The organism is Burkholderia diffusa (genome assembly GCF_902499115.1).
Classification (GTDB): Bacteria; Pseudomonadota; Gammaproteobacteria; order Burkholderiales; family Burkholderiaceae; genus Burkholderia; species Burkholderia diffusa.
This window is the reverse complement of the sequence record NZ_CABVPN010000005.1, coordinates 103,980-118,574: the sequence shown is the minus strand read 5'-3', so window position 1 is coordinate 118,574 and position 14,595 is coordinate 103,980. Positions and strand designations below refer to the sequence as shown.

Annotated in this window: 10 protein-coding genes; all 10 read right to left on the bottom strand. The window is 68.4% G+C overall.

Annotated elements, in window-relative coordinates; translation table 11 throughout:
- Nucleotides 1-22: 22 nt before the first annotated feature.
- The 10 genes from BTE28158_RS06845 to BTE28158_RS06800 all read right to left on the bottom strand — a co-directional run bounded on the left by BTE28158_RS06845 (nucleotide 23) and on the right by BTE28158_RS06800 (nucleotide 14,362).
- Nucleotides 23-1,042, bottom strand: coding sequence for a chemotaxis response regulator protein-glutamate methylesterase (locus tag BTE28158_RS06845; protein WP_059601601.1), 1,020 nt, complete (start codon nucleotides 1,040-1,042; stop codon nucleotides 23-25).
- On the bottom strand, nucleotides 1,039-3,360 hold the full coding sequence (locus tag BTE28158_RS06840; protein ID WP_174919757.1) for a hybrid sensor histidine kinase/response regulator: 2,322 nt from the start codon (nucleotides 3,358-3,360) through the stop codon (nucleotides 1,039-1,041). The genes BTE28158_RS06845 and BTE28158_RS06840 overlap by 4 nt, the downstream gene beginning before the upstream one ends.
- Complete coding sequence (locus BTE28158_RS06835) at nucleotides 3,357-4,061, bottom strand: chemotaxis protein CheW (RefSeq protein ID WP_151052697.1); 705 nt, start codon at nucleotides 4,059-4,061, stop codon at nucleotides 3,357-3,359. Before BTE28158_RS06835 ends, BTE28158_RS06840 begins: the two co-directional genes overlap by 4 nt.
- Before the next feature lie 45 nt (nucleotides 4,062-4,106).
- Entirely contained in the window at nucleotides 4,107-5,522 is a 1,416-nt protein-coding gene (locus BTE28158_RS06830; RefSeq protein ID WP_174919755.1) for a CheR family methyltransferase, read from the bottom strand.
- Nucleotides 5,519-6,028, bottom strand: a complete 510-nt coding sequence (locus BTE28158_RS06825) for a chemotaxis protein CheW (protein WP_239007130.1) — start codon at nucleotides 6,026-6,028, stop codon at nucleotides 5,519-5,521. Before BTE28158_RS06825 ends, BTE28158_RS06830 begins: the two co-directional genes overlap by 4 nt.
- Nucleotides 6,028-7,704 carry a methyl-accepting chemotaxis protein gene (locus BTE28158_RS06820; RefSeq protein WP_151048363.1) on the bottom strand — a complete coding sequence of 559 codons (1,677 nt, stop codon included), beginning with the start codon at nucleotides 7,702-7,704 and terminating at the stop codon, nucleotides 6,028-6,030. Before BTE28158_RS06820 ends, BTE28158_RS06825 begins: the two co-directional genes overlap by 1 nt.
- Before the next feature lie 121 nt (nucleotides 7,705-7,825).
- Nucleotides 7,826-8,959, bottom strand: coding sequence for a hybrid sensor histidine kinase/response regulator (locus tag BTE28158_RS06815; RefSeq protein ID WP_059601589.1), 1,134 nt, complete (start codon nucleotides 8,957-8,959; stop codon nucleotides 7,826-7,828).
- A 470-nt stretch (nucleotides 8,960-9,429) separates the two neighbouring features.
- Nucleotides 9,430-11,013, bottom strand: coding sequence for a Na+/H+ antiporter (locus BTE28158_RS06810; RefSeq protein ID WP_059601587.1), 1,584 nt, complete (start codon nucleotides 11,011-11,013; stop codon nucleotides 9,430-9,432).
- A gap of 245 nt (nucleotides 11,014-11,258) precedes the next feature.
- A complete protein-coding gene (locus BTE28158_RS06805) occupies nucleotides 11,259-12,692 on the bottom strand; it encodes an aldehyde dehydrogenase family protein (protein ID WP_151048361.1) in 1,434 nt (477 codons plus the stop codon).
- A 29-nt stretch (nucleotides 12,693-12,721) separates the two neighbouring features.
- Complete coding sequence (locus tag BTE28158_RS06800) at nucleotides 12,722-14,362, bottom strand: acetolactate synthase large subunit (protein WP_059601583.1); 1,641 nt, start codon at nucleotides 14,360-14,362, stop codon at nucleotides 12,722-12,724.
- Nucleotides 14,363-14,595: the final 233 nt, after the last annotated feature.

Below are 14,595 nucleotides of genomic sequence, written 5' to 3'. Positions count from 1 at the left end.
CCGCCGGGGCCGCCACGCGCCGTCAGTCGCGCGGCATGCGCGTCACGCGCGAGATCAGCTGCGGCGCGATTCGCTCGAGCGGCAGGATCGCCGATGCGGCACCGATCGCCGCGGCCGCCTTCGGCATCCCGTAGACGGCGCTCGTCGCCTCGTCCTGCGCGATCGTGTAGCAACCCTTCGCGCGCATCGCCTTCAGCCCCAGCGCCCCGTCGCGGCCCATTCCGGTCAGCAGCACGCCGAGCGCATCGCCCTGCCAGCCGTCGGCGACGCTGTTGAAGAACACGTCGATCGACGGCCGGTACGGCGTCTCGGCCGGATGCCGCGTATAGCCGAGCACGCCGCGCGGCGACATGTACAGGTGATCGTTGGTCGCCGCGAGCAGCACCTCGCCCGCCCGCGGCACACTGCCCTCCCCCGCGACACGCACGGGCAGCTGCGTATAGCCGTCGAGCCACTCCGCCATGCCGACCGCGAACGCCTGGTCGACGTGCTGCACGATCACGAGTGCAGCCGGAAAATCGGCCGGCAGCGCACGCAGCAGCGCGGTGAGCGCGGTCGGCCCGCCCGCCGACGCGCCGATCGCGACGAGCGTCGGCAAGCGGCGCGTGGGGGCCGGGCCGGGCGGCACGAGCGTCACGGTCCGGCTTTCGAGCAGCCGGCCGATCTGGTCGATCTTCGCGAGCAGCGCCTGCGGCGACGCGTCGGTCGACAGCCCGAGCGCGAGCGTCGGCGTGTCGACCGCATCGAGCGCGCCGGCACCCATCGCCTCGTAGACCGACGACGTGTTCGCGCTGACGCTGACCGTCACGATCAGGATCGCGCACGGCGCGCGCGCCATGATCTGCCGTGTCGCCTCCACGCCGTCGACCTTCGGCATCACGAGATCCATCAGCACGAGATCGGGCGGATGGGCAATGCAGAAATCCACGGCCTCGTCGCCGTCGGTCGCGACCCACAGCACGCGGTGGTCCGTGCGCAGCGCGAGCACGCGGCGCAGCGCCTCGACGGCCAGAGGCAGATCGTTGACGATGCCGATGTTCATCCGCGTGCGTCCCCGATCAGGTCGTGCACCGCATCGAGCAGCGCCTCGTCGTGGAAACTGCTCTTCGCGAGGTAGTAATCGGCGCCGGCATCGAGCCCGCGCCGGCGATCCTCGTCGCGATCCTTGTACGACACGATCATCACCGGCACGCGCTTGAGCATCGGGTCGTTCTTGATCAGCGTGACGAGTTCGATGCCGTCCATGCGCGGCATGTCGACGTCGGTGACGACGAGATCGAACGCGTCGCTGCGCACCGCGTTCCAGCCCTCCATCCCGTCGACCGCGACCGTCACGTCGTAGCCGCGCTTTTCCAGCAGCTTGCGCTCGAGCTCGCGCACCGTCAGCGAATCGTCGACGACGAGTACGCGGCGGCGGCGATCGACGAGCGCGAGTTGCGGATCACGCGTGAGCCGCGCGAGCTGCCCGCCACGCACGAGCTTGTCGACCGAGCGGATCAGGTCCTCGACGTCGACGATCAGCACCGGGTCGCCGTTCTCGAGCAGCGCGCCGGCCGCGATGTTCTGGATCTTGTGCAGGCGGCTGTCGAGCGGCTGCACGACGAGCATCCGCTCCCCGAGGAAGCGGTCGACCGCGACGCCATACAGCTCGGGTTCCCCGCCGACGACCACGACCGCCGTGCTCGTGCGGGCGACGTCGGGCTCGCCCGCGTCGAGCAACTGGTGTGCGGCGACGAGGCCTGCGCGCCGGCCGTCGAACGGGAAATGCGGCTGCCCTTCGAGTACGTCGATATCGTCGTGCGCGAGTTCGAGCGTGCGGCGCACGTGCGCAAGCGGAAACGCGTACGGCTCGCCACCGACCTCGACCAGCAGGCTGCGGATCACCGACAGCGTGAGCGGCAGCTGCAGCACGAAGCGCATGCCCGCGCCAGGCTCGTTGAAGATGCGCACCGCGCCGCGCACGCCGCGCACCATTTCCTGCACGGCGTCGAGGCCGACGCCGCGCCCCGACACGTCGGTCACCGCATCGCGCATCGAGAAGCCCGGCAGCAGCAGGAATTCGAGCAGTTCGGGATCGGACAGCCGCGCGGCCGTCTCGTCGTCGGTCAGGCGCTGGCGCACGACCGCCGCGCGCAACGCATCCATGTCCACGCCCGGCCCGTCGTCGATCACGCTGACGAGCAGCGAGCCGGCGCTGTGGCGCGCCTCCAGGGTGACGCTCGCCTCGGCCGCCTTGCCGCGCGCCCGGCGCGCGTCGGGCGATTCGACGCCGTGATCGATCGCGTTGCGCAGCAGGTGGCCGAGCGGCGCGTCGAGCAGGTCGAGGATGTCGCGATCGACCTGCGTGCCTTCGCCGACGATCGAGAAACGCACCTGCTTGCCGAGCGAGCGCGCGAGATCGCGCACGATGCGCGGATACGCGCGCGTCGCGTCGCCGAACGGCCGCATCCGGCATTGCAGCGCCTCGTCGTACAGCTGCTCGGCGATGTGCGTGCTGCGCCGCTCGAAGCGATCGAATTCGTCCATGCGCTCGGCGAGCGAGCGCTGCAGGTCGTTGAGCATGTGCCGCACTTCGTTCACCGACGCGAGCACGCCCGCGTCGAGATCGTCGGCAAACTGTTCGTACAACAGATCGAGCGACCGGGCCGCATCGCGCTGCGCGCGCTTCACGCGCAGCATCGACTCCGCGAACGGCTTGAGCCAGCGCGATTCGACGAGCGACTCGCCGGACAGGCTCAGCAGCCGGTTCAGCGTATCGGCCCGCACGCGGCGCATTGCACCCGCGCCGGCCGCGCGGCCCGCCTGGACCGGATCGGGCACGGCCGCCGACACCGCGAGCGGCGGCACCGCGGCGCCGGCCCCCACGGATTCGTTCGCGGCGCCGTCGTGCTCGCGAAGCGGCACGACGAACGGCGGTGCCGGCGGCGGCGCGAACGCCGGGGCCGAGGCCGAGACCGGCATCGCGTGCGCGCCGTCGGCACCTGTCAGCGCCAGCGCGAACGCCTCGATCTCGGTCGACGACACCGGCGCCGCCTCCGGATCGGCGACGCGCACCAGCAGGTCGACACCGGCGAGCAGTACATCGACGTGCGTGGCCGTCAGCGCGATCGTGCCGGCCTGCGCGGCGACGAAGCATTCTTCCATGCGCCCCGCGATGTCGACACCGAGCGGCACGCCGACGATGCGTGCGGCACCCTTCAGCGAATGCGCGGCGCGCATGCACGCCTCGAGCGCGACGGAGTCGGGCTCGCCCGACTCGAGCGCGAGCAGGCGTTCCGACAGCGCCTGGGTCTGCGTGCGCGTCTCCTCGCGATACAGCTCGAGCAGCGACAGGTGGCTCAGATCGTCATCGCCGCTCATCGCATGCTCCGTGTCACGGCGTCGAACAGCCGGTCGTCGTCGAGCAGGCCTACCGACTTGCCACGCCACGACAGCACGCCGCGCGACAGGCCGGCGCTCGCGCGCCCGACCGTCGCCGGCACCGGCACCCATTCGGATGCGCCGAAGCGCAGCACGCCCTCGACTTCGTCGACCGGAAACACGACCGGCTCGCCCTGATGCGCGGCGACCAGCAGCCGCGTGAAACGGCCGTCGCCACCGCCGTTGCCCCCCTTGCCCGCGTCGAGGCCGAGCAGCGCGCCGATCGAGATCGCGATGCGCAGCGTGCCGCGAATGTTGACCACGCCGCGCACGGCCGAATGCCGGCGATACGGCAGCGAATGGATCCGGCGCGTGCCGGCGATCTCGCGCAGCACACCGATCGGCAGCGCGAGCCATTCGTCGGCGACGCGAAACACCAGCGCCGCCTGGCATGTATCGTCTTTGCCGTGCGCGCGGGTCGCGTCGAACGCGCTGATCCGCTGCGTGGCGTCGGCCATCTCGGCGATGGCGAGCGGGCGTTCGAGCAGCTTCGCCGCGTGATACGCGTAGACCGGACAGTTCAGGCAGCGCAGGCAGTCGGCCAGCCGCTCGCACGAGCGGTCGCCGCGTGTGCCAATCCGGTTCCAGCAATCGTCGACGCCGATCGTCGTGTCGTCAGTGGCAACGGCGTCGCGGTTCATTCTTTCCTCGGTCATCCCGATGTCGGCTCCCAACCCGTATTCTCGTTATCCGGCCGAGCGCCGCGCACGCTCGAGCAGCCATCGCGCGCCGGCGCCGTCGCCGCCGACGTCGAGCAAGGTCGCGAGATGCGTCAGCGCTTCGTGGTGCGTCGGCCGCAGATACAGCGCCTTCCGGTAGAAGTCGCCCGCTTCCGCGACGCGTCCGCGCGCATCCGCGATCAGCCCGTTCAGGTAAAACGCGTCGGCGTGCGGCCCGGCGTGCGCGGAGAACTGCGCGAGCACGCGCTCGGCCTCGTCGAATGCGCCCGCATTGGCCAGCGCCTGCGCTTCCTCGAGCGTCGGTGCGGCGCTGTCGGCGACCGGCGCCCCCTTCGCGGGCATCTCGGCCACGTTGGCCACATGCGCCGGCGAGTCGACGCGCCAGTCGGCCCGCGGCTCGGGCGCCGTCGGGCGCTCGGCCGGCGCGAACGCGGCGCGCGACGGCGCGGCATCGCTCCACGTCGGCGGCACGACGGCCAGCAGCGGGCGCGTCGCGGCCGGCGGCACCACAGCGAAGCGCTCGCCGCGCCAGTACGGCGCGATCGCGGGCATCGGTGCCGCATAGCCGTCCGCCGCGGCACCACCGCGCGCGCGATGAAACGCGAACGCCAGCGGCACGCGCGCCGAGCGCATCCCGTGCCGCATCGCGACGCCCGTTTCGGCGGGGCCGACGAACAGCATGCCGTCGTCGGCGAGCGAGCTTTCTAGCGAATCGATCACGCGGTCCTGGGCGTCGCGGTCGAAATAGATCAGCACGTTGCGGCAGAACACGAAGTCGTAGCGGATGCCCGTGTCGAAGCCCGGCTCGACCAGGTTCGCCTGGCGAAACTGCACGCACGCGCGCACGCGCTCGTCGAGCAGCCAGCCGTCGGCGACCGGCGTGAAGTAGCGGCTGCGGAACTCGGTCGTCGTGCCGCGAAACGCATTGCGCCCGTAGCAGCCGAGCCGCGCCTGTTCGATCGCGCGCGCGCTCAGGTCGATCGCGTCGATCGTGAAGCTGGCCGGATCGAGCCCGGCGTCGAGCAGCGCCATCGCCGCCGAATACGGCTCCTCGCCGGTCGAGCACGGCGCGCTCAGCACGCGGATCACGCGCCCGGGCATCGCGGCAAGCCGCTCGGCCGCGAGCCGCGCGAGCGTCGCGAACGCCTCGCGATCGCGGAAGAACCACGTCTCCGGCACGATGAACAGTTCGATCAGCGCGCGCCGTTCGTCGGCCGACGCGTTGAGCTGCTGCCAGTAGGCGTCGAGCGCTTCCGGCGTGACGGGCGGCCGCGCCGCCGACGGCAGCCGCTCGCCGTCGCCCTGCAGCGCCTGCACGCGCTCCGTCAGCGCGCGGCTCAGGAAATCGTTGCCGAGCGAATCGGGGTCGATGCCGGTCTCGCGCAGCAGCCAGCCGCGAAATCGCGAATCGGACTCTTTCATGCGGATGCCCCTCCGTGGCCCGGCAGGTCGTCGAACAGATACAGGCGCGCCACGTCGTCGATCAGGTCGGACACCGAGACCTGCTGCACGATCCCGTCGGGCGTGTTCGCGACGCGCCCGAGCCAGCGCGTGCGCGCGGTCGATACGCCGCTGGCGCGGAACGCGGTGCGGTCGATCCGCAGCGTCTGGGTCGCGCGTTCGACGATCAAGCCGATCACGCGATCGCGGTCGAGCTGCCCGACGCGATAGCGAGCCATCACCAGCCGCGTCGAGCGCAGCGCATGCGCGCGCCGTCCGAGCGCCAGCATCGGCACGTCGATCACGGGCACGGGCTGACCGCCGCGCATCAGCAACCCGGCAATCCATTCGGGCGCGCCGGGTACGGCCTTGGTGGTCGCAAGCGGCAGCACCTCGTCGATGTCGGCCGCATCCAGCGCATAGCGCTCGCCGTCGAGCTCGAACATCAGGAACAGCGCGTGCGCGCCGCCGTGCGCCTCGGCGCGCATCACGCGTCGACCTTGAAGCGCGACACGCTGGTGCGCAACTGGTTCGCGACGAGCGTCAGGTCGTCGATCGCCTGCGACGACTGGCGCAGCGATTCGGCCGTCTGCTGCGCGGCTTCCGACAGTTGCGACAGCGCCTGCGTGATCTGCTCGGCACCGTTCGCCTGGGTCTGCATCCCTTCGTTGACCATCTGGAAGCGCGGTGCGAGCGTCTGCACCTCGGCGATGATCTGCGACAGCTGCCCGCCGACCTGCTGCACGTCGAGCATCCCGCGGCGCACTTCCTCCGAGAACTTGTCCATCCCCATCACGCCCGCCGACACGGCCGACTGGATCTCCTTCACCGTCTGCTCGATGTCGTACGTCGCCACCGCCGTCTGGTCGGCGAGGCGGCGGATCTCGGTCGCGACGACCGCGAAGCCGCGGCCGTACTCGCCGGCCTTCTCGGCCTCGATCGCCGCGTTCAGCGACAGCAGGTTGGTCTGGTCGGCCACCTTGGTGATCGTCGCGACGACCTGGTTGATGTTCAGCGCCTTCTCGTTGAGGATCGCGAGCTTCGCGTTCACCGAACCGGCCGCGTCCATCACGCTGCGCATCGTCTCGCCCATCCGCGTGAGGCCGCTCTGGCTCACGCCCGCGAGCGTCGCCGACTGCTCGGCCACGCCGGCCACCTCGTTCATCGTGCGCAGCAGGTCGCGCGACGTCGCGAAGATCTCGCGCGAGGTCGCACCGATCTCGGTCGTCGTCGCCGCGGTTTCGTTCGCGGTCGCCTGCTGCTCGCGCGACGTCGCCGCGATTTCGGCGACCGACGTCGTCACCTGAAGCGACGACTGCTGCGCGCGCGCAACCAGCTCGGTCAGCTCGTCGGCCATCCGGTTGAAGCCCGACTCGAGCGTGCCGAACTCATCGCGGCGGCGCAGGTCGAGGCGGCGCGTCAGGTTGCCGGTACGCATCACGTCGTGCACCTCGACGAGCCGCGCCATCGGCACGGTGACGGAACGGTACAGCCCGTAGCCCAGCCCCAGCGCGGACAGCAGCACGATCGCCAGCGCGGTCGCGAGGACGATCTCGGTGTCCTGCCCGGATTGGCGGATCAATTTCGCGGACTGGTCGGCGAACTTGCGGTTTTCCTGCACCAGGATATTCGCGTTGCGCACGACCTCGGCCCACGCAGGCTGCACCTTCGCATAAGCGGCGACGGCCTCCTCGCGCGACACGCGGCTCTTCTGCACCGCGTCGTTCAGCAGCGGCAGATAGCGGTCGAAGGAGCCGCGAAACGCCGCGAAGCGCTGGCGGTCGTCATCGCGGAACGTCGTGTTCTGGTAATCGACCGACAGCGACTCGACCTCCTTGAGCGTCTCGCCGATCCTCGCGAAATCACGCTGCACGAGTTCGGGATCAGTATCGACGAACGTCGCCTGCTGCAGCATCGCGAACGATTCATTGACCGTCCCGCGCAGCGACGCCGCCAGATACACGCCCGGCAGCGAGTCGCGTTCGATGCTGACGGCCTCGGCGTTGATCGCGCGCAGGCGCTCGTAGGACACGCCGGCCGTCACCAGCATCAGCACGAACAGCACGCCGAAGCTGAACAGGATACGGTTGCCGAGCGTCAGCCGGGCGGCGCCGATCGTCGGGTGCAGGCTTTCATTGGTCGCGCGGGGCGTCACGGTGGCCATGTTCGTTATGGGCTTTCTAGAATCAGCGTTGAAAAAAACCGCGCCCGCCCGCGCGCCGGACGGCGCGCCACGAGCGCATCGGGGTCTGTCGGGCAGCGCGGCACCGGGCCGCGCCGCGAAATCATCGGTCCGCTTGCGCCGGCAGCCGAAGCGCGACCATGAAGCCGCGCACCGTATTGCGCATCAGGATCTGGCCGCGATGCCGCGCGGCCGTCGCGCGGACGAACGCAAGCCCGAGGCCGAAGCCGCTGCGCGCCGCGCCATGCACGGATTCGAGCCGCACGAACGACTCGGTCGCGGCCGTGCGTTGCTCGGGCGCGATGCCGGAGCCGGCGTCCTCGACGCCGATCAGCCACGCACCGTCGTCGTCGCTCAGCGTGCAGTGCACGTCCGTGCCGGCCGGGCCGTACTTCAGCGCGTTGTCGATCAGGTTTGCGACCGCGCGCGTGAGCATCATGCGGTCGCCCATCGTCACGCACTCGGTGTCGGGCACGTGGGCAACGACCCGGCTGCCGAATCCGGCCGCCTTCTCCCACAGCTGGTCGACGGCGTCGAGCACGATCTCGTTCAGACTCAGAACCTCGTGCGCGCGGCGTTCCGACTGCGCGCGGGTCAGGTGGATGAAGCCGTCCGCGAGCGCGAGCGCGCGCCGTGCGTGGCCGGCAATGCGCTCCATGATCGGCGGCATGTCGCCGTGCTCGGTCCGGTAGACCTCGAGCAGCGCGAGGATCGACGTCTGCGGCGAACGCATGTCGTGCGACAGGAAATCCAGCGCTTCGTCGCGCTGGCGCGACATCAGGTACGAATTCGAGTGATAGCGGATGCGCGCGGTCAGCTCCATCGCGTCCGGGAGCTTCACGAGGTAGTCGTTCGCGCCGGCGATGAACGCCTCGCGCTTGACGATCGGCTCCTCCTTCGCCGACAGCACGATGATCGGCACGCGTGCGGTCTCGGTGTTCGCGCGCCACGCGCGAACGAGATCGAGGCCGTCGATTTCCGGCATCACGAGATCCTGCAGGATGACCGTCGGCTTCACGTCGCGCGCGACCGCCATCGCCCGATGTGCGTCGGTGCACACATGCAGGTCGATATCGTGCTCGCTGCGCAGCGCGCGGCGGATCACCTCGCCGACGAACGGCTGATCGTCGACGAGCAGAACCGATAGCCCGGACTCGAGACAATCCAGCGCATTTTCACCGCCGGATTCTTTCATAAATACCGTTTCAAACGCCAAATCTCCAATTGATTCTTTCATAGGAGTTGTTTATCCGACTTGGACGCCATCTTAAATATGGCGGCGAAGAAATCCGCCTATTGCTGCCGATCTGGCCTGTCGGCATTGCCTCGCGGGGATCCGAACGCCGATTTCACCCCGACGACGGTCGCATTACCTCCGCGCGCTTTCTCTCAATAAAGATAACCGGCTGATTCTAAATGAAATTAGAACACAGCATCTATCTCCTTCCGGTTTAGTTTTGCCAAATATGGTGAAAGAGCGGGATTCAGTTTAATCAGATCATTTCCGGACGCGAAAGACGATAACGTTTGCGCAGCCGGCGCCGCGAGGTTTGCATGCGCTGCAAGCCGTCGTATCGAACGTTTTGGGGCCGGATTCCGATGCGATGGAATCGGCAGAGATGGAGGGGGAAAATCGCGCGCCGCGACCGGATCGGCGCGACGCGAAGACTCGCGGCACCGCGCGCCGAACCCGATTTGCGCGGCCGGTTAGCCGCGCGCGTGCTGCGCGGACACTTCCTGCAGGTCGAGATCGCGCTCGAGCATGTGCAGCATCTCGTCGTGAATGCGGCCAGAACGATGCAGGCGCAACAATTCCACACGCCCGGCCTTGATCGCGGCCAGCACGACGTCGTAGTGCGCGATGCGTACCTCCGCCGGATAAGCAGGCTCGTTCTTCGCCCGCTCGGTCAGTTCCGCGCGATACGTGTATTGCTCCAGCAGGCGCGGGTGAATCACCTTGCCGCTCTCGTCGCGCACCAGCGGCTGAATCGCCGCGAGCTGCGCAGCCTCGATATGCGCCCACGCCTGCGGCTCGGTCAGGTGATGCGCGGCGCGCTCTTCGCGCTGAGGCAGGCGCAGCAGCCGGATCAGCGGCCCGATGGTCGTGCCCTGCATGAGCACGGTGACGAGGATCACCGCGAACGACGCGACCAGGATCACGTCGCGGCCCGGCATGGCCTCCGGCAATGACAGCGCGATCGCCAGCGTCACGACCCCACGCATCCCGGCCCAGCTCATGATCGTCGCGGCCTTCCAGTCGGGTGCGACACCACGCCGAATGATCCCGCGCACCGGCATCTTCAGCGCCTCGACCGCATAGATCCACACGAAGCGCGACACGACCACCGCCACCAGCACCGCGAGCACCGGCGGGACCATCGTCGCGAGCACCTGCTCGAAGCCGCCGAGCCGGTGGATCGCACCGCGCAGCGACAACCCGATCAGCACGAACACCAGCGCTTCGAGCAGGAACACGATGACCTGCCAGAACGCGGTGCCGCGCGTGCGCACGGCCGCCGAGAACACCTCGTGCTGATGCCAGCCGACGATCATGCCGGCCGTGACCGTCGCGATCACGCCCGACACCTCGACCATCTCGCCCGCGATGTACGCGATCCAGCCGGCGATCACCGCGACGGTGATCACCAGATAGTCGTCATCGAGCAGCTTCAGGAACCACACGACGAGCTTTCCGACCAGGAAGCCGACCACGACGCCGCCGAGCCCGAGTTCCGCGAAACGCACGACCGCGTGCTCGAGGCTGAACGCACCCGTCAGCGCGGCGGCGACCGCGAAGCGGAACAGCACCAGACCCGCCGCGTCGTTCAACAGGCTTTCCCCTTCGAGCAGCACCATCAGCCGGCGCGGCAGCGCGACGCGTTCGAGCACCGCCTTCGCGGCCACCGCGTCCGGCGGCGACACGATCGCGCCGAGCGCGAAGCACGCGGCCCACGGCAGCGATGGCACGACCCAGTGCACGGCGAAACCGACCGCGAACGTCGTGAACACCACCGCGCCGATCGCGAGCATCAGGATGCCGCCGACGTTGTGCTTGAACTCCTCCCACACCGAGAAATACGCGCCGTCCATCAGCAGCGGCGGCAGGAACACGAGCAGCACGAGCTCCGGATCGAGGTTGATCGGCGGCAGGCCGGGAATGAACGCGATGCCGATGCCGCCGATCAGCAGCGCGGCCGCGGGCGGCAATCGCAACCGCTTGGCGATGCATTCGAGCGCGACGATCGCGAGGAATGACAACAGAACCAGTTTGAATGCCGAGACGGGGGACATGAATCGACCTCGTGAAGAATGAATGCGCACGCCAGCCGATGTCGTACCCCGGTTGGCCAATTCGCGCGATTACATCACGATGCGATGCGTGCAGTCGAGCGCGTTCGGCGAGCACGGCACGCGGTGCCGCCACGATGGCGCACCGCGCGGGCGGCGCCGCGCCCGTCGGTGCGCGCCGAAACGAAAACGGCACGCGGGCCTGCGTGATCGCCTGCCCGCGTGCCGTCATGCCGCATCCCTCCGCGCTAGCGGCGCCTCACGACCATCAGGCGCGGCTCGGTCATGTCCTCGATCGCGTAACGGATCCCTTCCCGGCCGAGCCCCGAATCCTTCACGCCGCCATACGGCATGTTGTCGACGCGGAACGACGGGACGTCGTTGATCACGACGCCGCCCACCTCCAGCTCGTCCCACGCGCGCTGTGCATGCGCGAGCGAATCGGTGAACACGCCGGCCTGCAGCCCGAAGTCGCTGTCGTTGACGCGCGCGAGCGCATCGTCGAAGCGCTCGAACTTCTCGAGGATCGCGACGGGACCAAATGCCTCCTTGCGGTACAGGTCCTGTTCGCGACCGACGTTTTCGAGCAGCGTCGCCTCGAACATCGCGCCGTCGACCTTGCCGCCCGCGACGATCTTCGCGCCCGCCGCGACGGCCGCCTCCATCCAGCCGGACAGCCGGCGCGATTCGGATTCGGAGATCATCGGGCCGACGAACGTCGACGGATCCTTCGGATCGCCCATCTTCAGCGAACGCGTCTTCGCGATCAGCTTGTCGCGCAGCGCGTCGTACAGGTCCGCATGCACGAGGATCCGCTGCACGCCGATACAGCTCTGGCCCGACTGGTAATACGCGCCGAACGCGAGACGCTCGACCACGTAGTCGAGCTGCTCGCGCTGATCCGCGTCGACGATCGCCGCCGCGTTGCCGCCGAGCTCCAGCACGACCTTCTTCTTCCCGGCCTTCTCCTTCAGCGCCCAGCCCACGGCCGGCGAACCCGTGAACGACAGCAGCTTGAAGCGCTCGTCGGTCGTGAACAGGTCCGCGCCGTCGCGATGTGCGGGCAGCACCGAGAATGCCCCCTTCGGCAGGTCGGTTTCGGCGAGCACCTCGCCGATGATCAGCGCGCCGATCGGCGTGCGGCTCGCGGGTTTCAGCACGAACGGACAGCCTGCGGCCAGCGCGGGTGCGACCTTGTGCGCGGCGAGGTTCAGCGGGAAGTTGAACGGCGAGATGAACGAGCACGGGCCGATCGGCACGCGCCGCGTATAGCCGGTGTAGCCTTGCGCGCGTGCCGAAATCTCGAGGTTGATCACCTCGCCGTCGATGCGCACCGACTCCTCGGACGCGACGCGGAACGTATCGATCAGCCGCGTCACCTCGCCCTTCGAATCGTTGATCGGCTTGCCGGCCTCGATGCACAGCGCCTCCGCCAGCTCGTCGAAGCGCTCGCGAAAGCGCGCGACGCAATGGTCGAGCACCGCCTGTCGCTTGTAGGCCGGCAACTCGCGCATCGGCTTCGCGGCGCCGACCGCCGCGCCGATGGCCGCATCGATCGCTTTCGCGTCGGCCAGCGCGACGCGCGTCGCAACCTTGCCGCTGAACTTGTCGGTCACTTCCAGATCGGTGTTCGCGTAGACGGCTTCGTTGGCCAGATAGTACGGATAGGTATCCTTCAGCATGGAACGACTCCTTCCTGTGAACGGGGAATTCAGAGTTGCGCGGACAACCGCTTGATCTCGCGGTTCAGCACGCGCTCGTTGTCCGAATAGTCGATCGGCACGTCGATCACGTGCACGCCAGGCGACGAGAAGCACTCGCGCAGCAGCGGCTCGAGATCGTCGGCCGCTTCGACGCGATGCCCGTGCGCGCCGTAGCTTTGCGCATACGACACGAAATCGGGGTTCTGCAGCGTCATCGCGAAATCGGGGAAGTTCATGTTCTCCTGCTTCCAGCGGATCATCCCGAAGGCATCGTCGCGCAGAATCATCACGACGATGTCGAGCTTCAGCCGCACGGCGGTTTCGAGTTCCTGCGAATTCATCATGAAGCCGCCGTCGCCGCACACGGCGATCACCTTGCGCTGCGGATGCACGATCTTCGTCGCGATCGCCGACGGCAGGCCCGCGCCCATCGACGCGAGCGCGTTGTCGAGCAGCAGCGAGTTCGGCTCGTGCGCACGCCAGTAGCGCGCGAACCAGATCTTGTACATCCCGTTGTCGAGGCAGACGATCCCGTCGGTCGGCAGCGCGTTGTACAGGTCGTTCACGATCCGCACCGGGTACATCGGGAAGCGCGGATCGTGCTGGCCCTTCGCCAGATGCGCGTCGAAATGCTCCTTGATCATCGCGAAGCGGGCGAAATCCCAATGCGGCTGCGGCGCGATCGCCTCCTTCATCTGCCACACCGCGTTCGCGATGTCGCCGACCACCTCGATCTGCGGGAAGTAGACGGGATCGACCTGCGCACCGAGGAAGTTCACGTGGATCACGGTCTTGTCGTCCGTGCGCATGAAGAACGGCGGCTTCTCGATCACGTCGTGGCCGACATTGATGATGCAGTCCGCATGCTCGATCGCGCGGTGCACGAAGTCGCCGTCGGACAGCGTCGCGTTGCCGAGCCACAGCGGATGCGTTTCGTCGATCACGCCCTTGCCCATCTGGGTCGTGAAGAACGGGATGCCCGTCTTGTCGACGAATTCGAGCAGCATCTTGCAGGTCGTCTTGCGATTGCCGCCCGCGCCGATCATCAACAGCGGGTGGCGCGCGGCCTGGATCGCGTCGACCGCGTGCGCGACCGCCTTCTCCTCGGCCACCGGCCGCCGGCTGTAGCTGCGCGGAATCGGCTTGCCGTCGCCCTCCTCGTGCGCGATGTCCTCCGGGAGTTCGAGGTGCGCGGCGCCCGGGCGCTCCTCCTCCGCGCGACGGAACGCCTCGCGCACCGCCGACGGAATGTTGCCGATCGACACGATCTGCCGCGTGAACTTCGTGAGCGGCTGCATCATGCCGACGACGTCGACGATCTGGAAGTGACCCTGCTTGCTGGACTTGATCGGCTTCTGCCCGGTGATCATCAGCATCGGCATGCCGCCGAGCTGCGCATAGGCGGCAGCCGTCACGAAGTTGGTCGCGCCTGGCCCGAGCGTCGCGAGACACACGCCGGTGCGGCCCGTCAGGCGGCCGTAGGTGGCGGCCATGAACCCGGCCGCCTGCTCGTGCCGGGTCAGCACGAGCTTGATCTTCGATCGCCGCAGCGATTCGAGCAGATCGAGGTTTTCCTCGCCGGGGATGCCGAACACGTACTCGACACCTTCGGCTTCCAGCGCCTTCACGAACAGATCCGATGCTTTCATGGGGGACTCTCGGTTGATGCCGCCTGCCCGGCTTACGGGCGCGCGACGTTCAGAACGCGCGCCGGCCTACGGCACGCGGACGCTTTACCTACTGGACACTGACCACGGCACTGCCCGCCGCGCAACGCACGGCGGCGCCTCCCTGTGCAGGAGGACAAACGGATTCGCCCGCGCGCGGCAAGCACGCACGGGCGGCAAGGACGTTTTTGATTGTAGACGGATTCGCGGAATGC

Excerpts from the sequence above, each read along its gene's own strand:
- BTE28158_RS06845 (WP_059601601.1), bottom strand. The coding sequence starts at position 1,042 with ATGAACATCGGCATCGTCAACGATCTGCCTCTGGCCGTCGAGGCGCTG.
- BTE28158_RS06840 (WP_174919757.1), bottom strand. The coding sequence starts at position 3,360 with ATGAGCGGCGATGACGATCTGAGCCACCTGTCGCTGCTCGAGCTGTAT.
- BTE28158_RS06835 (WP_151052697.1), bottom strand. The coding sequence starts at position 4,061 with ATGAACCGCGACGCCGTTGCCACTGACGACACGACGATCGGCGTCGAC.
- BTE28158_RS06830 (WP_174919755.1), bottom strand. The coding sequence starts at position 5,522 with ATGAAAGAGTCCGATTCGCGATTTCGCGGCTGGCTGCTGCGCGAGACC.
- BTE28158_RS06825 (WP_239007130.1), bottom strand. The coding sequence starts at position 6,028 with ATGCGCGCCGAGGCGCACGGCGGCGCGCACGCGCTGTTCCTGATGTTC.
- BTE28158_RS06820 (WP_151048363.1), bottom strand. The coding sequence starts at position 7,704 with ATGGCCACCGTGACGCCCCGCGCGACCAATGAAAGCCTGCACCCGACG.
- BTE28158_RS06815 (WP_059601589.1), bottom strand. The coding sequence starts at position 8,959 with ATGAAAGAATCAATTGGAGATTTGGCGTTTGAAACGGTATTTATGAAA.
- BTE28158_RS06810 (WP_059601587.1), bottom strand. The coding sequence starts at position 11,013 with ATGTCCCCCGTCTCGGCATTCAAACTGGTTCTGTTGTCATTCCTCGCG.
- BTE28158_RS06805 (WP_151048361.1), bottom strand. The coding sequence starts at position 12,692 with ATGCTGAAGGATACCTATCCGTACTATCTGGCCAACGAAGCCGTCTAC.
- BTE28158_RS06800 (WP_059601583.1), bottom strand. The coding sequence starts at position 14,362 with ATGAAAGCATCGGATCTGTTCGTGAAGGCGCTGGAAGCCGAAGGTGTC.